This is a genomic window from Companilactobacillus futsaii JCM 17355 (assembly GCF_001435505.1).
GTDB classification, from domain to species: Bacteria; Bacillota; Bacilli; order Lactobacillales; family Lactobacillaceae; genus Companilactobacillus; species Companilactobacillus futsaii.
Genome location: NZ_AZDO01000003.1, coordinates 1 through 19,512, shown reverse-complemented (window position 1 = coordinate 19,512; position 19,512 = coordinate 1). Strand labels below are relative to the sequence as shown.

Genomic DNA, 19,512 nt, shown 5'->3' with positions numbered 1-19,512 from the left:
GGAGTCGAGAGTGGTCATCAAGAAATCAATCCTAGAATGAATCGTCCTATGAATAATAATTTTAATAATCCTAATGCTAATAATAATTTCCAAAGTAATCGTCCAATGAACAATCCAAATTCTGGACAGAATAATTTTAATGGAAATATGAATAATAACAATAACTTCAATCAATTTTAATTACTGATAAGTTTTTTATAGGTTATCAGTAATATCGGGTTTGAATTTAATTGAATTTAGTGTATACTGTTCAAGTCGGTAAATTACGAGTAATCGCGGTCTAGTTATCTAGGCTGAGGAAGGTCCACGCCCGCGCGAACTGAGATGTTTGCAGTGTTTGTGCTTGGCCCAATAAGCCAAGGTACCTTCGGGTAACGGCAGCGAAAGCACTAAGGTCAGTGAGACTATGTGTTAATAGCTTGAAAGTGCCACAGAGACGTATTACTGTGAGAAATTGCAGTACTGGAACGAGGTAAACCCCGCAAGCGGGCAACCCAAACTTTGGTAGGGGCGCTTCATAACGAGAAATGAATCTACTGTGAAGGCTTAATTGTAGATAGATGATTACTAACTGTATTAGGTTTGCCAACCTAATACATGAACAGAACGTGGCCTATAGGAGTTTATCGAGGCAGAGGGACGACTTGTTCGTCCTTTTTTTATACAAAAAATTAAATAATAATAACAAGAGGGGCAATATGAAATTAATTGCGACTATGTCAAGCGGCTTTGAATCTGTAACCGCAAGAGAATTACAAAATTTGGGATACGATACAAAGACTGAGAACGGTAAGGTCTATTTTGATGGTGAATATGAAGATATTGCTAGGGCTAATCTTTGGTTACGCAGTGCTGATAGAATCAAAATCTTGATCGATAGTTTTAAAGCAGTGACATTTGAAGAACTATTCGATAAGGTTTACGCAATTGATTGGGATAATTGGCTACCTTTGAACGCTGCTTTTCCTATCAAAGCTCGAACGGTTAAATCTCAATTACATTCTGAAAGAGATATTCAAGCAATCACTAAAAAAGCCATTGTTAATAAAATGGCCGATGTTTTCATGCGTCGTGGTAGATTGCCCGAGACTGGTGCAAAATTTCAAATTGAAACTCGAATTCACAAAGATATGGTTGAAGTAACGCTTGATACAACCGGAGATTCTTTGTATAGACGTGGCTATCGCGTTGAACATGGCACTGCTCCATTGAAAGAAAACTTTGCGGCAGCGATGATCCTTTTAACTGTTTGGCATCCAGAAGAGGATCCTTTTATCGATCCAACCACTGGGTCTGGTACGGTTGCAATCGAAGCCGCTCGCTTAGCTAGAAATATTGCTCCCGGAATTCAACGTCATTTCCTATTTGAAAGTTTCGATTGGTTTGATCCTAAAATTTTAGCTAATTTAAAGGAAGAAGCTAAGGCTGGTGAAAAAGATGTTGACTTAAATATCTTCGCCAGTGATATTGACGGTTCAATGATTGATATTGCTAAATTGAATGCACACGATGCTGGCGTTTTGCACGATATCCAATTTAAGCAAATTGCCGTTAAAGACTTAAAGATCGAAGGGGAATACGGAACTATTATTACCAATCCTCCTTATGGTCAACGTATGAGTGATATGGAAAATGTTCGTAAACTCTATAAAGAAATGGGAGAAGTCTTTGCGACCGCTCCCACTTGGAATAAATATATTTTGACTAGTGATACTGAATTTGAAAAATATTATGGTCAACAAGCAACTAAGAAACGTAAATTATACAATGGTTCAATTAGAACTGACCTCTATCAATATTGGGCAAAGCATTAAAGACTGTTTCTGCGATGCAAATCCCAAAGAATTATTAGAATAATAGCTACGGTAATGATCAATGAAAATATCCAAGACCATTTTTGGTCAGCAATAGGTAGTTTCATGTTCATACCGTAAAAACCTGATACGATCGTGGGGATACTGAGAATAATGGTGTAAACCGTTAGTATCTTCATGGTCGTATTTGTTCTATTATTGAGAATATTATTATAGGTATTAGAAATTCGGTCAATAATGTCAGAACTTAAGTCGACTTGATTTTTGAGTTGTTCAGTTTCTACCAACGAGTCATGTAAATGTTCCTTACTGACTTTATCTAAATGGATTACTTGAGAGTTGCCACTAGAGACCATCTGCAACTGTTTTACTACAGCATAGTTGTCATTGATGGCAGTATTCAAATAAGTCGTTAAATCTTCTAAATCAGACAGTTCTAAAATTTGGTTCTCAGACGAACGGTGACGGCGGATCAAAGACTGAATTTTATTTCTTTGAAAATCGATCTCACTGATTTGATCGCTATAATCATTAGAAATTTGGTCAAAAGTATTGAAAATGAATTCCCAAATTTGTTTTTGATATTTCTTGTTCAAGTGATTCTTGGCATTAACTATATAATCTTCGACGTAATGCGTGGCATCATTAGTAAAAAGAAATAATTTTTGATTTTTGATTGCTAATGAAATAGGTAAGACCCTTTGTGATAAATCTTCAATTTGGTCGTTTTCATTTTGAATGTTATAGACGATTAGATAAGTTTGACTTAACTCATCATATTCAAAACGGGCTCTTTCATTTTCATCATCGGCGTAATCTAAAACTTCGTTAGTCAATCGATATTCCTCAATTAGTTTCATACGATCATCATCGTTTAAATTTGTCGTAGAATGAACATCGATCAGATTTATTGAATCATTTAAAACAATTTCATTAATCATCTTTTAACCCCTTATTAAAGATAATCATAACAAAAATAAAAAACGAGTCGAGAATTATTTTTCCCAGCTCGCTTTTTGTTGAAAGAGTAAACAAATCTTATTTTATGGAGTGAAGAGTTTTCCTAAGTCTTGTTCAGGAATTCCCTTAAAATAGTCATCCAAATTAAATTGATCGAGTACTTTTAAAATCTCATCACGGTCAAATTTAACATTTAATAATTTTTGCTTAATATCATTAACATCTTTCATACCGAAAAAGTCACCGTAAATTTCAATATTCTCAACTATACCATTGGCAACATTATAACGAATATCAACTGTTCCCATATCAAAATGCTTTCTTTGCTTAGCAGTAAAAGCAGGGGATTTACCATAGACCCAATCCCAATTGTAATAATATTTTTCCTTGATTTCATCGATTGCCTTTTGATCTTTATCGGTCACGATATATTCGTGATTTCTGATCTCATCAAAACTGTTTGCATGGAACAATTCTAATAATAAACGATCACGGAATTGTTCAGTAGTCAAATTTTGATATTCAGGAGCTAAATATGGACGTAAGTTAGTTACACGGCTCCTGATTGATTTAATACCTTTAGAAGCAATCTTGTCTTTTTGAACGTGCAAAGCCTTAGTGAGAACATCTAAATCAACATCAAGTGACAAGGTACCATGTGAGAAAGTTTTACCGTTTTTAGAGTACATGGCGTTTCCTGAGAACTTTTTGCCGTCGACTAATAAATCGTTGCGACCAGAAACTTCGGCCGTGGTAGCGCCCATTTGATGTAAGGCATCAATAATTGGTTGAGTGAATGATTTAAAATCACCAAAGTTTTTGTCATTGGAATCAACTACGAAACTAAAACACAAATTGCCCAGATCTTGATAAACAGCACCACCACCAGAGATACGACGAGTAACGGTGATATTGTTATCTTTGATGTAATCACTGTTGATTTCTTCAAGCGTATTTTGATTCCGTCCAACGATGATACAAGGCTTTTCAATGTAAAATAGGACTAACGGTTCATCAAATTTCACATTATTCATTAGATATTGCTCGGTAGCTAAATTATCACGAATATCGCGATCTTTCATAACAACGTAGTACATAAGGAAATCCCCCTCAATTATAATTGAAAACGGTTTAATCGTAGCATAGTTTCTGTTTTCTAAAAACTATTTAGACCCATGTTTACGGATGTTTAACATTTTTTGATGAACTTGGGCGTGAGCAGCACTGTTTTCCTTATCTGAGACATGTTTAGCAAAGTAAAATGGAAACGATTCCAGTTCTTTTAAAATATCATTTAATATCGGTTGATAGTGTTTAGAATATTTTTTATTTAGACTATCAATAACTATTTGACTGTCAGAATGAATTTGGAGAATATCATCATTCCAATTTTTTTCTATAATCTTTTTCAAAGCTACTTTTAATGCTAAGAATTCCAAATAGTGATTGTCATTAAAATCTTGTTCAAACGCATCACTATAAAATTTATTATTTTGCTTTATTACATACGCAACGACACCAAGATTTAAATTAGTATTTAATCCGGCATCGGTGTACAATTTAATCATATTATTTAGAACCTTTCAGGAGAAATTATGTCAAAGAAACATTTTGTTCAACCAACTGGCGCATGGGGCGTGATTATGTGGTCTATCGCATTAAGTCTAGCTTGTTTAGGTATTATTTTACAACTAGAGATCATGGCGCTTAGTTTTATTCCATTTATAGTTTGGATCATCGATGGTATTTATGTTTTTTATATTATCGCTAATTCTTGGATCAAAATTTCAAAGGATTCAATCACAATTAAGGAACCATACTATAAGGCACGTGTATTTAAACACGAAGATGTTAACATAAGGGCGGACAATAATTGGACAATGGAGTTCCATTTTAGTAATCGGGATTTCTTTCCATTCAAAATTATTTCTACAAAGGGAATTTTAAATATAATCAAAAAAGAAGCAGGTGAAAGCAATGTCATTTCCAAGTGATATCGAAATTGCTCAAATTAATGAGCATGACAATATGAAAAATATTAACGAAATTGCTAAAAAAGTAGGTTTAACGCCAGATGATATTGAACCATATGGTCACTATAAAGCTAAGTTTTCTGGTCGTAGTATTAAAAAAACTATGGAAGAAAACGACGATGGTAAGTTGATCTTAGTAACTTCTATTAATCCTACTCCAGCTGGCGAAGGTAAGTCGACCGTCGCTATTGGTTTAGCTGATTCTTTACAATCTCTAGGTAAGAAGACTGTTTTGGCACTTCGTGAACCATCTTTAGGCCCTGTTATGGGAATGAAAGGCGGTGCTACTGGTGGTGGATACGCTCAAGTAGTACCAATGGAGGACATCAATCTTCATTTTACAGGTGATATGCACGCTTTAACTAGTGCAGTCAATACATTAGCTGCTTTGATCGATAATCATATTCATCAAGGCAATGCTTTAAATATCGATCCTAGAAGAATCGTTTGGAAACGTGCTTTAGATATCAATGACCGTGCACTTAGAAATATCGTCGTTGGACTTGGTGGCCCATTCAATTCTGTTCCTCGAGAAGAACATTTTGAAATCACCGTCGCTAGTGAACTGATGGCAGTATTGTGTTTGGCACAAGACATCGATGATTTGAAAGAACGTATCTCAAGTATTTTAATTGCTTATACTTTTGACAAGAAACCGATTTTTGTTAGAGACTTGCATGTTGAAGGAGCAATTACTGTTCTTCTAAAAGATGCTCTAAAGCCAAATCTAGTTCAAACATTGGAAAATACACCGGCAATTATTCATGGCGGACCTTTCGCAAACATTGCTCACGGATGCAACAGTATCCTTGCTACGAGGTTAGCTATGAAGTTAGGTGATTACGCTGTTACTGAAGCTGGATTTGGTGCTGACCTTGGTGGCGAAAAATTCTTAGATATCGTTACACCAAGATTGAATCACGCACCAAATGCGATCGTTATTGTCGCTACTGTTCGTGCTTTGAAGTACAATGGTGGTCAAAAATTGGCTGATATTCAAAATGAAGATTTGAACGCTTTAAATCTTGGCTTTAAGAATTTGAAACGTCACATTCATAACATGCGTTATTATCACATCCCAGTTGTCATTGCTATCAATAAATTTGCTACTGACACTGATAACGAGATTAAACTTTTGACTAGTTTATGTGACGAAGTAGGGGTAGACGTTCAATTAGCTGAAATTCATCACAACGGTAGTAAAGGTGGTCAAGCCTTAGCTAAAGCCGTCGTCAAAGCAACTGAAAAAGCTGCTAACTATACACGCTTATATGAAGATGAAGAGACAACTGAAGCTAAGATTGCTACGATTGCTTCAGAAGTTTATGGAGCTAATAACGTTGAATACAGCAAAAAAGCTCGTAATCAACTACAAGTATTAAAAGATAATGCTTGGGATGATCTCCCAGTATGTATCGCCAAAACTCAATATTCACTCAGTGATGATCCTAAGAGACTCGGCTCACCAAGAGACTTTACGCTTCATGTAACTGATATCATTCCAAAATTAGGTGCTGGATTCATTGTTGTTTTGACAGGTAACGTTATGACAATGCCTGGGCTTCCTAAGAAACCAGCAGCTTTGAACATGGATGTTGATAATGAAGGTACCATTGGAGGATTGTTCTAGTGCAGTTAGTTTATTGGCTACTGTTTGCAGTCTTAGTAGTTGGTGATCAAGCTCTAAAATCCTACGTGACAACGAACATAGCTCCTATGAGTGTACATGACTTCATCCCTGGTCTTTTATCAATAACGCATATTACTAATACTGGGGCAGCGTGGAGCATGTTAGAAGGCAAAATGATGTTTTTTTATGTGGTAACAATTGTTGCTGTGGTCGTTTTAGCATATTTATTTATTAAAGCTGATAAAAAAGATTATCTTTATCGCTTTTCTTTGATATTCTTATTAGCAGGCACAGTTGGTAATGCCATTGATCGTTTTACGAGACATTTTGTCGTTGATATGTTCAATTTGGATTTTATCAACTTTCCAATTTTTAATCTGGCTGATACTTATATCACCATTGGAGTGATTTTAATTATCGGTTCACTGATTATCCAACTAGCAGGTGAGAAAAATAATAAATAAGTCTTTTAACTTAGAATATAATGAAACAAAAAAGGGACGTCTAGATGCCTTTATCAATAATGAAATTGAAGAATTAACGCGTTCCCAGATTCAAAAATTCATCAAAGATCAATATATTACCGTCAATGGACAACCCGTATCTAAAAGCGGTTATAAATTGACAAGTGGTGATACGATTTTGGTGAACGTTCCAGAAGAACAATCTATTGAAGCAGTTCCAGAAGATATTCCAATCGACGTTGTTTATGAAGATGAAGACGTTTTAGTTGTCAATAAACCCCAAGGAATGGTAGTTCATCCTGCCGCCGGTCATCCAGACAAGACGTTGGTCAATGCAATTTTATATCATTGTCAAATCAATGATGATGATGTGATTAGACCAGGTATTGTACATCGAATCGATAAGGATACTTCAGGTTTATTAATGATAGCTAAGAATAATCTAGCCAAACAATCATTAATGAAACAACTAAAAGAGAAGAGTAATCTTCGTGAATATGTGGCAATCGTTCACGGTAATTTCAAAGAAAAAACTGGGAAGATCAATGCGCCATTAGGTCGTTCGAAGACTGATCGTAAAAAGCAAGCCGTTGTTGAAAATGGTCGAAATTCGGTTACTCATTTTACGGTTTTGGAACAATTCGAAAACTACTCGCTTCTTAAATTAAAATTAGAAACTGGTCGTACGCACCAAATCAGAGTACATATGCAATACATTGGTCATCCAGTTGCTGGAGATCCTTTGTATGGTCCTAAAAATACTCTAAAAGGTAATGGTCAATTTTTACATGCCGAGACTTTAGGATTTGTTCATCCAAGAACTAATAAATGGATGGAATTCTCAGTTGAACCTCCTAAGATTTTCTTGGACACTTTAATGCAATTACGTCATTGACAGTAATTGTGTCGTGCTATAATGTAAAAATAGAATTGTGTGCGATTATAAATAAACTAAAGCACTCACTTTGTGGGTGTTTTTTTTTTGAAAGTAGGGAAAATTAATGGCAAAAGAAATTATTGATGGTCAAACAATGACTCGTGCATTGACACGTATTACTTATGAAATTATTGAAAGAAATAAAGGAATTGAAGATTTAGTCCTCGTGGGAATCAAAACACGTGGCGTTTTTGTGGCTCATCGAATCGAATCAAGATTAAAACAATTGGAGAATATCTCAATCCCAGTTGCCGAATTGGATATTACCCCATACCGGGATGACCAAACTCATGAAGAAAAAGATATTTCTAAAGTTGATGCTCAACCTTTAGGGATTGATATTAATAACAAGCACGTGATTTTGACTGATGATGTTTTATATACGGGTAGAACGATTCGAGCTGCAATGGATGCTTTAATGAGTGCTGGTCGTCCTAAGAAAATCTCTTTAGCTGTATTAGTGGATCGTGGACACCGTGAATTGCCAATTCGTGCTGACTTTGTTGGCAAGAATATTCCAACTTCTCAAAGAGAAAAAATCAAAGTTTCAATGAAGGAGATCGATGGAGAAGATAAAATCGAAATCGAATAAACATTTGAGGAGTTGCTTTAGATGAAACGTTATTTAATTTTAGAAGATGGAACAGTTTTTCCTGGAGATGGTTTCGGTTCTTCTATTATTACTACTGGTCAATTAGTAATATCAAATAATCGTACAGGGATTGAACAGTCGGTAACTGATCCTAATACTGAGGGTCAAATTATTGCTTTCACAATTCCTTCTGTGGGTAACTCGGGAATTAATCGTGATTTTTATGAATCAATCAATTCGCAATGTAAAGGTGTTGTGATTGGATCCTCCAGTGCATCAACAGTTAATAATTCCATTTCATTTGAAGAATGGATTACTAGTTTGAAAATACCTGGAATTAAAAATGTCGATGTGAGAGCTTTGTCTAAGCACATCGCTGAACATGGTGAAATGAAAGCCAGTATTATGGATACTCACGATGAACATGCTATCGATCAGATCAAGGCTCTAGTTTTGCCACCAGACTTAGTTAAACGAGTTTCGACTCGACAATCGTATCCTAATCCCAATATGGGGTTAAAAATCGTAATTGTTGATCTTGGGCTGAAATATTCAATTTTAAGACAATTATCTTATAGAGATTGTAATTCAATTATCGTGAATTATAATGCGACAATTGAAGAAATCAAAAACCTTCATCCTGATGGAATTATTTTTTCCAATGGTCCAGGGGATCCCAAAGATTTGCCTAAAACAATTGAAAGAATTCAAACTTTGCAAAAAGACTATCCAATCTTAGGAATTGGTTTGGGCAGCTTGCTGATAGCTTTGGCAAATGATTGTCAAATAATTCCATTACCACAACCACATCACGAATCGTCGTTAGCGGTAAAGGAAGTAGCCAGTGGCAAAATTGATTTTGTAAATCACAATCATTCTTATACGCTAGATCAAAAATATATTGGTGGTTCTGATTTTATCGTAACTAATATTTGTGTGGCAGATGGGACTATTGAAGGTATTCGTCATGAATATTTGCCAATTATGGGAGTTCTATTTGAACCTGAAGCTGCTCCTGGTCCAACTGATGGCTATTATGTATTTGATGAATTTATTGATTTGATCGAATCAGTCAAGCAACAGGAGGGAATTAGAAGTCAATGGAATTAGACGATGTACATTCAATCTTAATTATCGGACCTACTAGCAGCGATAAAAACGTTGACTTATCGACTGCACTTTATGATACCGTTGACATCTTGCATCAATTGGGTTACAAACTTTCTATTATCGTTGAAAATCCGACGTCATTATTGTCATCCGGTACTTTTTACGATAAAACCGTGGTGGAAAAAGTGACTGGTGACAATGTTTTAAAGTACGTTCAGAAATATCATCCCGATTCAATTTTACCAACTGTTGGGGATAGAAATGCTTTAGGCATCGTATCTAGTTTGAATGGAAAAATTGGTGAAACTAAGATCCTTGGTCCAAGTTTTGCTGCCTCTTTGGCTACATTTAAACGAGAATTGTTTATCAAAAAATTGACTCATGCAAATTTACCAGTCATCAAATTTGTTTCTTCGGATGATGAAAAAGAAATTTATAGTTTTATTCGGTCAATCGGTTTTCCAATCATCGCTAGAAGACGCTATTCTAATCGTCATTCAAGTGGTTGGACGAACATTAATAATTTATTTGAATTAGATAATTTTATGGCAATGGAAGATATTTCTGACACTAAAATTGAAATCGAACGTAGTATTCGTGGATTTAGTGAATATTCGTTTACGATCTTACGTGATCGCTATGATAATTCTTCTTTAGTAGGAACGATTGAAGATATCGAGCCAATTGGTATTCATCATTTGGACTCGAACTTAATTTCACCAGCGGTGTCTTTGAATGATTCGAAATTACAGCGCTTGAGAAATTTTTCGATTAAATTGGCACGAACGTTTAATATTGTAGGTGTCTGTACCGTTCATTTTGCCTATAACCACGCTACCAATGAATCTTACATTACAGAATTTATTCCTCGCTTGAGTGAGGAGACTAAGTTTTTAGAATATGCAACAAGTTATCCAGTAGCTACCGCTGTAGCACAATTGTGTTTAGGATATCATCTCGATAAATTACAACTAGATGCAGGAAATTACTTCAATGGAGCGACTGAACCATTTGTAGATCACATTACATCGCGCTTTCCACAGTGGTCTACCAACGGTCAGCGCTATTTAGGACCAAGCAAAACTTCAAATTCAAGTATTGTCGTCAATGGTTTTAGCCTTGAAGAGGTCTTAAATAAAGGTGCATTGAATGATAAATTAAATAATAATTTCAATCGTTATAATGAATTACGAAAATTAGACGATGATGAATTGTTTGAAAAAATCATTCACCCTACTAATTGGATGTTGGATGTTTTGTCAGAAGCTATGAGAAGAAACTTTGAAAAGCCTGTCTTGTCAGAAATTACTGGGATAAATATGCCTTATTTAACTGCTTTGCAAAATATTATTGATAACAGTTTGATCATTCGTGAAGGTGAAATTGATGGCAGCAACGTTGAACATATGGTCAATATGGGCGTAAAAGGCGTAGGTCATTCAAAATTACTATTGGATAGCCCAGATATTGTTACAAAGACTGTTGTTAAGAACAAACAAGCTGTTTCTGTAGCTAATAATGACTTTATCAATCATAATTACTTTGTGACGGGTGGTATCAGTAATGAATTGCAGTTAAGTGATCGAATGAAGATCATCGTTCGTACGCCTATTATTACTTCAAAAACTGATATCATGATTCGTCAGTTCGTTTTGTTCCAATTGGCAAAATCAATCGATCAAAATGGGTTGGAACCAATTATTATTGGTCGTGAACCTTGGAATGCTCCATTGTCGATGCGTCGAAAAGTAGTTGAGATCGATGATCCTCATATGGAAATGAAAAACCTAGGTTTGATTAAAAATGACAGCGTATTAAACATCATCGATCTTTCTAAAAATTTGATTGAAACTGACGATAAACGCGTTTTCCAGTTTAGTGCGCAAGAGTTAAAAAACTTGAAATTAACAGGTGGAACATCGGTCCGAGTGATGGTAGTCAGTGATGGGGAGAACTTTTTAGCTCCTTCAGTGATCTATCAGGCAAAGCGAGACGGACATCTGTATGAGATCAGTTCAGTTAATCAATTTATGACCGTAGAAGATCGAGCCAATATTTCTCGACTCATTAAACAAGAATTAGAAGATGATTCAAAAGTCGATATTTATAATTTTGAATTAGTAAAGAGCAACGACCACTGGTTAATGACTAAGAAATATCGTGGAATGACTAACGATATTATTCGTCATGAATTAGCTAGTTCAGTTCATGTGATCGATACCTTAGTAAAATTGTTGCTAGGGAATAAAATCGGTGACGATCTAACTCTGGAAAAAGTCTTTGATAATTTTGATGATAAGTACTTGTTGACGATTGATTCAAAGCGCTATCAATTATTAGATGAGGAAGAAACAAAAATCGAATTATCTAAATTAAGAAAAAATGAAAATTAAAAAAGACAATGATTTCTTTTAATAAAATTGAAATCATTGTCTTTTTTAGTTCTCTTTTAATGCTTCGACTAATTTACGATCAGGATCGACTAAAATAGTTTTTTGTCCTTCAAAGATAACGTAGCCAGGTTTAGCACCATTAGGCTTTCTAATATGCTTGATTTGGACATAATCTACGGGAACTTTACTAGAATCACGAGCTTTTGAGTAATAGGCAGCTATGATTGCAGCTTGAGTAATTGATTCTTCATCCGGAGTGCCAGTCTTTAAGATAACGTGAGAACCAGGGATGTTTTTAACGTGGAACCAATAGTGATTCTTTTGAGCTATTTTCATCGTTAATTGGTCATTTTCTAAATTATTTTTACCGACGGTAATTTCAGTACCATTAGTAGTTTGGAAATTTTCACCAATCTTTTTCTTACGCTTTTTACGGGCATTCTTGCGTTTTTTCTTGATGTAACCAGAAGAGATCAATTCTTCCACGATACCGTCAACATCTTCAATATCAACATACTCTAAAGAGGCTAAAACAGATTCTAAGTAGTTGACCTCATTAGTAGTAATCTCTAACTGTTCATTGATATGCGGAATCGAATTCTGTAATTTACGATACTTTTTATAATAACTTTGTGCATTCATTGAAGGTGAGTATTCAGGATTAAGTTTAATCGTTACTTCTTCATTGTTGTAATAATTAGTCAAAGTTATCGAACTACTACCATGCTTGATTTTTGACATGTAAGTAGTTAACAATTCACCGTAAAGATTATATTTACTCATAACATCAGTTTTTTTCAATTGTTGCTTGAGTTTTTTTATCTTAGATTTATCTTTCTTCAAAATAATATCTAGACGATGCGTAATACTTTTAGTTTGCTGTTCGATTCGATCTAATCTAGCTTTATCTAAATAAAAGTTATCTAGCAATTCACTTAAACTAGAATAGGCTGAAATTTCAGTAGTGGTATTAGTGAAACTGATAGGAAAGAATCCTAATTTGTTTTTTTCGTTAGATTTTGCAGTATTAGGATGGATTTGCTCTTGGTAAAGATCAACGAAATCGCCTAAATTATGCCCAGTTTCAATAAATTTAGCTAATTCCTTTGAAGTGTCCAAACCGATCCCTTCGAATTTAGCTCGTAAATCACTAGCAGTTAGTTCCTCACCAGTTTCTTTACTCTCAAAAGGACTGATTTTATTTTGAGCAGGCGGTAATTTATAATCATCTCCCGGTAATAGTCCACGGTAACTATTATTCTCTGGTGAAACACGTTTGATCAAGTCAACAATTTTACCAGTTTCTTTACTGATTAAGAAAATGTTACTGTGACGAGCCATTATTTCGATAATCAAAGTATAATCATGAATATCACCGAGCTCATTTTTGGCTGATAAATCGATCATAACTACACGGTCATTATTTAATTGATGAAAATCCTCCACGATTGCACTAGTAATGTATTTACGTAAAGACATTACGAAAGTAGAAGGTTTGGCTGGATTAGCAAAAGGTTGGTCAGTAATTTGAACTCGCGCATAACTAGGATGAGCGGATAATAGCAACTGACGATTTTTCCGATTGCTACGTACTGTTAAAATCAATTCATTAGCGAACGGTTGCTGAATCTTACTGATACGCCCGCCACGAAGATTCTGATTTAATTCGTTTACCATTGCATGAGTAAACATTCCGTCAAAAGACATATAAATAATTTCCTTTCTAAAAATACTTGAGAATTTCTGAAACTTTTATGTTGTAACAAATATAAAAGTGAATGAGTATGATATAATCTAATGGTTATACAATCATTATACGTAACCAAACAAGGAATTGATAAATTTATGAAAATAGCCATTGTAACTGATAGTACATCTTATTTGCCACAAGAAATAGTCGATAAATATCATATAACAGTTGTACCAATTGAGGTAGTATTTAATACTAAAACTTATCGAGAAGACATCGATATCACTACATCTCAATTTTATGACTTATTACAAGAATCACCAGAATTACCTTCGACAGCGCAACCTTCTCTTGGTGAAATGATGAACGTATACGATAAATTGGCTAAAGAAGGCTATGATACCGTAATTTCGATTCATTTAGCAAGTACCATTTCTGGATTTGTTAATAATCTAAAAAGTGCCGCCCAAACCATCGACAACATTAATGTTGTGGTTTACGACTCACATATCACCGTTCGCTTAATGGGTTACTTAGCTCAAGAAGCAGCAAGAATGGCTCAAGAAAATAAATCACTAGATGAAATCATCGATCGATTAGATTCATTAAGAGCTTCAATTGGCGAATCATTCGTAGTGGATGATTTAAAGAATTTAGTTAAAGGTGGTAGACTTTCCAATGCTTCTGCAGTAATTGGTACTGTCTTAAATATTAAACCTTTATTGGAATTTGACAACCAAACTCATGCAATCGTAGCTTATGATAAGGTTCGATCCATGAAAAAGGCTAAATTAAAGGCTGAAGAAAAATTAGCTAAAGCCATGCAAGAAGACGATTATCCTTTGAGATTGTTAGTTATTGATGCGGACAATAAAGAAGCTGGCGATGAGTGGGCAAATGAATTAAAAGAAAAATATCCAAATAATACTTTGGAACGTTCATACTTTGGACCTGTCATTGGGGCACATCTTGGTAAGGGTGCGCTTGCAATTGCTTGGATAAAGGATTTTGATAAATCATAATTTAAGGCCGAAAGGCTTTTTTATTTTGTCGAAATAATATAAAATATTTATTATAAGTAATGCTTTATTAATAACTTGATTGAGTTAAAATAAATGTATCCAGTATTAACAGTGAAAAGGGGAGTATCATGTTTTCGAAAACAAAGAAAACGGCTATTCTACTAGCCGCCAGCGCACTTCTTGCAACAAGTTTAGGAGGGAATCTTGCTTATGCAGATACCACCGCTACGACAAATCCCACAGTATCAAATACTACAAAGAATAGCGATAATTCCAGTGTAGCCACTGCCACAAACGACAATGATCAAGAAAATGTCGTTCAAAATAGTACTACTAATAAAGATAATCAGACTACTTCAAATACGGATAGTTCTGATACTACCAGCACTGGGACAGCAACCACTCAAGCTGGGTATCAAAAGATTGATACAGCAGCTGTTAGAGTAGCTATGTTCTCAGAATTAAATCGTCTACGTGCTCAAAATAATTTGCAACCATTGACTTCTGTGAATGTTTTGAACTCATATGCTCAAAGTAGAACTGATAGTTTCATCAATTCTGGTGGAGTTGATAACCATGCCGGTTGGAATTCAGCAAATATGTATCCTTATAATTTGACTGCTGAAGAGAATATTGCTCAAATGCCATATTCAATGCTTGGTACGACAGATCCAACGGTTATTGCACAAAAAATCACCAACGAATTTTATAGTGAAATGTATGATCCTGAACCTAACTATGGTCACAGAAAGAATATGTTGAATCCTTATGTAAACTTTGTTGGAATTGGGGTAAGTATTTCTAATAATGGGATGATTTATTTCTCACAAGAAATGGGAAATAATCAAGAAACTTATAGTAAATATGATGCTAGCGATGTATATGCTTACTATCTAACTAACGATAATGACTACGCCAATGTTTCTCAATATGATATTGCGGATGCTAAAAAGACTGACGCTGATTATCAAAATAGAGACAATTATAAAACAGCTGATTTACGTGGTGGTGTAACTACTAAGAATCAAGTAACTCATTTATATGATCGTTATGGAACTCAAAGAACTGATTTAGCATTGGCTCCAAACAGTGAATGGATTTCTGATATGATTGCTATCATCGATGGAAATTTCTATTACCACGTATGTACTAATGGCTTCGTGGCGGCTGATGATGCATTACCATGGGCAACATTTTTAGCTGGTTCAACTGTTAGAACAACTGCTAATGCTAAGGTTTATGATAATTCTGGTAACTATACTGGTAATACCGTTGGTACTGGAACTGAATGGATCGTTGATCGTCGTGCAGTTAATCCACTAACTAATGTTAAGATGTACCGCATTGGTACTAATGCTTGGATTCAACAAAATCAATTACAACAACTATAAAAAATAAGGAGACCTTAATCGGTTTCCTTATTTTTTTCAACTGTTTATTTGATATTCAAGCCAACCGAATTTAGAAGATCCTGTTTCTACAAAATCATTATTGGTATTGATTTGCCACAAATTTTCTTTAACAGATAAATTATTCCTACGGCAAAAACCCTTTAAAGAAGTTAATCCATGATTAATGCCGGTTCCATTGTTTCGGACTAAAATACAAGCATACAAACCGGCTGGCTTTTCAATTATAGGTAGACCAATTTCTGCGTTGGTGATTTCTTTAATAACTTGAAATGACGCGTCTGGATAATCATTGGGATTATCAATCGAAAGGTCGGTAAAAAAGCCGGATTGCCCCGTTTCCATAATTGCTAGGTTGTCTAAATGCTTGTAAAAGTTGGAGAATAATTGAGCTACTTCATCAGCCGTACACCCTGAAGAACTTATGGAATGCCAGAAAAGTTTCTTTGGCAATTTCTTTATTGAGGGTTCATATAATTTTTCATCATCGGCTAAATTTTTATCTTCAATTTTCTTATTAAGAACTCTTTGAATTTTTACTAATTCAGATATTTTATTATTGATTTTACTTTGCGTATTCGATAATAATTCTCTTGAAGAAGTTGTTGAATTTTGAATGTTTTTAATATCGGATAGGGGAATATCTAGGTTTCTTAAGCCCAGAATGAATAGCAAATCGTACAATTGATCATAGTCGTAGAGACGATAACCATTATTGTTTCGATGATTAGGAGTAAAAATATCCTCTTGATCGTAAAATATTAATGTTCTTCTAGTAGTATTGGCCAAATCAGCCATTTCACTAATTTTTAACATGATAAAAAATTCCTTTTTAAATTTCTTGACTGTAACGCAGCTGTATAGTTTACACTAGCATTATACACGTAAAACCGACGGATTAATATTCATTATAAAGGAAGTCTAGTATGAATAAAAAAATTGAGGTTCGAGGGGGAAAAGTCAACAATCTAAAGAATATCGACGTTGACATTCCTTTGAATAAATTTGTAGCAATTTCTGGGCCATCTGGCTCAGGGAAAAGCTCGTTAGCTATGGGTATCTTGTATGCTGAGGGTTCAAGAAGATACTTAGAAGCTCTATCAACCTATACGAGAAGACGAATTAGTCAAAGCAAGAGTTCTGACGTTCAAGAAGTCAAAAATATTCCTTCAGCAATCGCTTTGCGTCAACGTCCCGGAGTACCATCAGAAAGGTCGACTGTTGGTTCGATGAGTGAAATTTTTAATGTGGTTAGATTGATTTTTTCACGTTTAGGATCGACTGTTTGTCCAAATGGTCACCAAATAAAACCAAGTCTCAAAATTGCTCAAGCGATGGATCTGCCAGGAGATCGTATGGGAGTAATTACTTGTCCCGTCTGTGGTGTTGAATTCATGGCTAAGTCAGCCGAAGATTTCGCCTTCAATTCTGGTGGTGCCTGTGTCCAATGCCATGGTACTGGTAAAATTCGTGAATTGGATGAGAGCAAACTAATTGGCGACGAATCATTAACACTTGATCAAGGAGTAGTAGCTTCTTGGCATCTTCCTGGAAGAAATTTCATGCCAACGGTTGCGGCAACTCTAGGAGTTCGGACTGACGTTCCCTATAAAGATTTGACCGATAAAGAAAAAAATATTGTTTTACATGGTGAAAAGAAACAATATTCAGTTGATTTCAGGACTTCGACTGGACGTGTTTTTCACACTGATAAAACTTTGTATGAGAATGCTTATGAAGCAGTTTATGACTCATTAAAGACTGTTAAAAGTGAACGTTCAATCAACAAAATCAACGAATTCTTCCATTTTTCGGTTTGCCCAACTTGTCATGGAACACGTCTGAATCCTGAATTATTGACACAAATCGTAGGGCAAAAAAATATCGCTGAAGTTTCAGATTTAACGCTTGGCAAGCTTCAAAAATGGGAATCTATGACTAAAGCTGAACTTCCCAAAGAATTACAGGCTATGGCTAGAGTGCTTTTCAAGAATTTACATGACACCTTACAACCATTGCTAGATTTAGGATTGGACTATTTGACCTTGTCTAGAAGTGGTAATACCTTGTCAACTGGTGAATTACAACGGATCCAATTAGCGAAGACTTTGAGGACCGAAACAACTGGAGTCCTTTACGTCTTAGATGAGCCATCGATTGGATTGCACCCTGATAATGTTAAAGGCTTGATCAATATTTTTCATAAATTGATTGACCAGGGAAATTCCTTAGTAGTCGTTGATCACGAAGTCGACATCATCAGTGCTGCCGATTGGGTAATCGAAATTGGCCCTGGTTCTGGGGATGCGGGTGGTCAAGTCATTGCTCAAGGTACACCTGAAGAATTGACACATGATAAGGCATCATTGATTGGACCATTTATCTCTGGAAAAGCTGATATTATGCACGAAAAGATTGCTTCAAAGAAAAATGCTAAGGATCTCACGACTGATTTTGAAGTTGGTAATTACTTTAATTTACATGATGTTTCAGCTTCAATACCAGGAAATAAGATAACTGCTATTACTGGCTTTTCTGGAGCAGGGAAAACTAGTTTGATTTTAGATAGCTTAGTACCAGCTATTGAAGCTAAGAAAAATAAGCAAAGGCTGCCAAAACAAGTAACTAAATTGGACACTAAATTAACCAATGTTGTCAGTATCGATGCTAAGCCAGTTGGTAAAAACACGAGATCTAGCTTGGCAACTTATACAACAATTATGGATAATCTCCGCAGGATGTTTGCTGATTTACCTGAATCTAAAGCCAGAAAATATACGATTTCAAACTTTTCTTACAATAATAAGCAAGGTGCTTGTGAACACTGTGGTGGTATTGGCAAAATCTCCTTAGATATTCAGTATCTACCCGACATGGTAGAAGTTTGTCCATATTGTCACGGCAATCGTTTCAAGGATGAAATTCAACAGATCCGTTGGAACGGCTATTCTATTGTCGATTTACTTAATTTGTCAGTTAAAGACGCACTAAAAGTGTTTGAATCCGTTCCAAAAATTGAAAAGCAATTAAAATTGTTGGACGAGATCGGTCTTAACTACTTACATCTTGGCGAAAGTACTCCGGAATTATCTGGTGGAGAAGCACAACGATTAAAACTAGTTAATCACTTGACTGGTAAGCAAGATAAGACGATGTTTGTTTTTGACGAACCATCTGTTGGTTTACACCCGATCGATGTTCAAACCTTACTTGGCGTCATGAATAAATTAAAATCACAAGGTGCAACGATTATTATCATTACCCATGATTTGGACTTGATGACTAATGCCGATTACTTGATTGATCTCGGTCCTAAAGGTGGTAGTGCTGGGGGTAAATTAATGGCTGCCGGTGATCCCAGTGATTTAGTCAAGAATGCATCAAGTTTAACAATTGATTATTTAACGCAAATTGCAAGAACAAGTTAGCCACTTTGGAAAAATAAAGAAAAGTTAAGA

The 19,512-nt window shown here is 35.2% G+C and carries 16 protein-coding genes and 1 other RNA gene; 12 read left to right on the top strand and 5 right to left on the bottom strand.

Annotated features, from left to right (window positions below; translation table 11 throughout):
- Positions 1-261: 261 nt before the first annotated feature.
- An RNA gene (gene rnpB / locus FC88_RS12535) (RNase P RNA component class B) lies at positions 262-621 on the top strand.
- 77 nt (positions 622-698) lie between these two features.
- Positions 699-1,814 (top strand): THUMP domain-containing class I SAM-dependent RNA methyltransferase, encoded by a 1,116-nt coding sequence (locus tag FC88_RS00285; protein WP_057811816.1) that lies wholly within the window; start codon positions 699-701, stop codon positions 1,812-1,814.
- Here the strand turns inward: FC88_RS00285 and FC88_RS00280 are convergent.
- The 3 genes from FC88_RS00280 to FC88_RS00270 form a co-directional block, all read right to left on the bottom strand.
- The gene (locus tag FC88_RS00280) at positions 1,811-2,755 is read right to left on the bottom strand and encodes a magnesium transporter CorA family protein (RefSeq protein ID WP_057811815.1); all 945 of its coding nucleotides are present in this window, start codon (positions 2,753-2,755) and stop codon (positions 1,811-1,813) included. The genes FC88_RS00285 and FC88_RS00280 overlap by 4 nt on opposite strands.
- Before the next feature lie 102 nt (positions 2,756-2,857).
- A complete protein-coding gene (locus tag FC88_RS00275) occupies positions 2,858-3,871 on the bottom strand; it encodes a lipoate--protein ligase (protein WP_057811814.1) in 1,014 nt (337 codons plus the stop codon).
- A 66-nt stretch (positions 3,872-3,937) separates the two neighbouring features.
- Positions 3,938-4,342, bottom strand: coding sequence for a reverse transcriptase-like protein (locus tag FC88_RS00270; protein WP_057811813.1), 405 nt, complete (start codon positions 4,340-4,342; stop codon positions 3,938-3,940).
- A 27-nt stretch (positions 4,343-4,369) separates the two neighbouring features.
- On the opposite strand from FC88_RS00270, the gene FC88_RS00265 reads away from it, so the two are divergent.
- From FC88_RS00265 to FC88_RS00235, 7 genes are all read left to right on the top strand, one after another.
- Entirely contained in the window at positions 4,370-4,768 is a 399-nt protein-coding gene (locus tag FC88_RS00265; RefSeq protein ID WP_057811812.1) for an EbsA family protein, read from the top strand.
- On the top strand, positions 4,752-6,437 hold the full coding sequence (locus FC88_RS00260; protein WP_057811811.1) for a formate--tetrahydrofolate ligase: 1,686 nt from the start codon (positions 4,752-4,754) through the stop codon (positions 6,435-6,437). The genes FC88_RS00265 and FC88_RS00260 overlap by 17 nt, the downstream gene beginning before the upstream one ends.
- Positions 6,437-6,901, top strand: a complete 465-nt coding sequence (gene lspA, locus FC88_RS00255) for a signal peptidase II (protein ID WP_057811810.1) — start codon at positions 6,437-6,439, stop codon at positions 6,899-6,901. Before FC88_RS00260 ends, lspA begins: the two co-directional genes overlap by 1 nt.
- Positions 6,894-7,796 carry an RluA family pseudouridine synthase gene (locus FC88_RS00250; RefSeq protein WP_057811865.1) on the top strand — a complete coding sequence of 301 codons (903 nt, stop codon included), beginning with the start codon at positions 6,894-6,896 and terminating at the stop codon, positions 7,794-7,796. Before lspA ends, FC88_RS00250 begins: the two co-directional genes overlap by 8 nt.
- A 106-nt stretch (positions 7,797-7,902) precedes the next feature.
- Positions 7,903-8,430, top strand: a complete 528-nt coding sequence (gene pyrR, locus FC88_RS00245) for a bifunctional pyr operon transcriptional regulator/uracil phosphoribosyltransferase PyrR (RefSeq protein ID WP_057811809.1) — start codon at positions 7,903-7,905, stop codon at positions 8,428-8,430.
- A gap of 21 nt (positions 8,431-8,451) precedes the next feature.
- A complete protein-coding gene (locus FC88_RS00240) occupies positions 8,452-9,540 on the top strand; it encodes a carbamoyl phosphate synthase small subunit (RefSeq protein ID WP_057811808.1) in 1,089 nt (362 codons plus the stop codon).
- Positions 9,531-11,933 carry an ATP-binding protein gene (locus FC88_RS00235; protein ID WP_057811807.1) on the top strand — a complete coding sequence of 801 codons (2,403 nt, stop codon included), beginning with the start codon at positions 9,531-9,533 and terminating at the stop codon, positions 11,931-11,933. Before FC88_RS00240 ends, FC88_RS00235 begins: the two co-directional genes overlap by 10 nt.
- Before the next feature lie 45 nt (positions 11,934-11,978).
- Here the strand turns inward: FC88_RS00235 and FC88_RS00230 are convergent, their stop codons facing one another.
- Positions 11,979-13,640 (bottom strand): Rqc2 family fibronectin-binding protein, encoded by a 1,662-nt coding sequence (locus FC88_RS00230; protein ID WP_057811806.1) that lies wholly within the window; start codon positions 13,638-13,640, stop codon positions 11,979-11,981.
- A gap of 138 nt (positions 13,641-13,778) precedes the next feature.
- Between FC88_RS00230 and FC88_RS00225 the strand changes: the two genes are divergently transcribed.
- Both FC88_RS00225 and FC88_RS00220 read left to right on the top strand, forming a co-directional pair.
- Complete coding sequence (locus FC88_RS00225; protein ID WP_057811864.1) at positions 13,779-14,645, top strand: DegV family protein; 867 nt, start codon at positions 13,779-13,781, stop codon at positions 14,643-14,645.
- Positions 14,646-14,773: 128 nt separating this feature from the next.
- On the top strand, positions 14,774-16,036 hold the full coding sequence (locus tag FC88_RS00220; protein WP_057811805.1) for a CAP domain-containing protein: 1,263 nt from the start codon (positions 14,774-14,776) through the stop codon (positions 16,034-16,036).
- A 36-nt stretch (positions 16,037-16,072) separates the two neighbouring features.
- Here FC88_RS00220 and FC88_RS00215 read toward each other — a convergent pair whose 3' ends face one another.
- Positions 16,073-16,870, bottom strand: coding sequence for a MerR family transcriptional regulator (locus FC88_RS00215; protein ID WP_057811804.1), 798 nt, complete (start codon positions 16,868-16,870; stop codon positions 16,073-16,075).
- 110 nt (positions 16,871-16,980) lie between these two features.
- Here FC88_RS00215 and FC88_RS00210 point away from each other — a divergent pair, with 110 nt between their 5' ends.
- Positions 16,981-19,482, top strand: coding sequence for an excinuclease ABC subunit UvrA (locus FC88_RS00210; protein ID WP_057811803.1), 2,502 nt, complete (start codon positions 16,981-16,983; stop codon positions 19,480-19,482).
- The last annotated feature ends 30 nt before the right edge of the window (positions 19,483-19,512 follow it).

Bases quoted from the DNA above. Each gene is read 5' to 3' on its own strand.
- FC88_RS00220 (WP_057811805.1), top strand. From the start codon at position 14,774: ATGTTTTCGAAAACAAAGAAAACGGCTATTCTACTAGCCGCCAGCGCA.
- pyrR (WP_057811809.1), top strand. From the start codon at position 7,903: ATGGCAAAAGAAATTATTGATGGTCAAACAATGACTCGTGCATTGACA.
- FC88_RS00260 (WP_057811811.1), top strand. From the start codon at position 4,752: ATGTCATTTCCAAGTGATATCGAAATTGCTCAAATTAATGAGCATGAC.
- FC88_RS00235 (WP_057811807.1), top strand. From the start codon at position 9,531: ATGGAATTAGACGATGTACATTCAATCTTAATTATCGGACCTACTAGC.
- FC88_RS00265 (WP_057811812.1), top strand. From the start codon at position 4,370: ATGTCAAAGAAACATTTTGTTCAACCAACTGGCGCATGGGGCGTGATT.
- FC88_RS00270 (WP_057811813.1), bottom strand. From the start codon at position 4,342: ATGATTAAATTGTACACCGATGCCGGATTAAATACTAATTTAAATCTT.
- FC88_RS00225 (WP_057811864.1), top strand. From the start codon at position 13,779: ATGAAAATAGCCATTGTAACTGATAGTACATCTTATTTGCCACAAGAA.
- FC88_RS00215 (WP_057811804.1), bottom strand. From the start codon at position 16,870: ATGTTAAAAATTAGTGAAATGGCTGATTTGGCCAATACTACTAGAAGA.
- FC88_RS00230 (WP_057811806.1), bottom strand. From the start codon at position 13,640: ATGTCTTTTGACGGAATGTTTACTCATGCAATGGTAAACGAATTAAAT.
- FC88_RS00280 (WP_057811815.1), bottom strand. From the start codon at position 2,755: ATGATTAATGAAATTGTTTTAAATGATTCAATAAATCTGATCGATGTT.
- FC88_RS00285 (WP_057811816.1), top strand. From the start codon at position 699: ATGAAATTAATTGCGACTATGTCAAGCGGCTTTGAATCTGTAACCGCA.
- FC88_RS00210 (WP_057811803.1), top strand. From the start codon at position 16,981: ATGAATAAAAAAATTGAGGTTCGAGGGGGAAAAGTCAACAATCTAAAG.
- FC88_RS00240 (WP_057811808.1), top strand. From the start codon at position 8,452: ATGAAACGTTATTTAATTTTAGAAGATGGAACAGTTTTTCCTGGAGAT.
- FC88_RS00275 (WP_057811814.1), bottom strand. From the start codon at position 3,871: ATGTACTACGTTGTTATGAAAGATCGCGATATTCGTGATAATTTAGCT.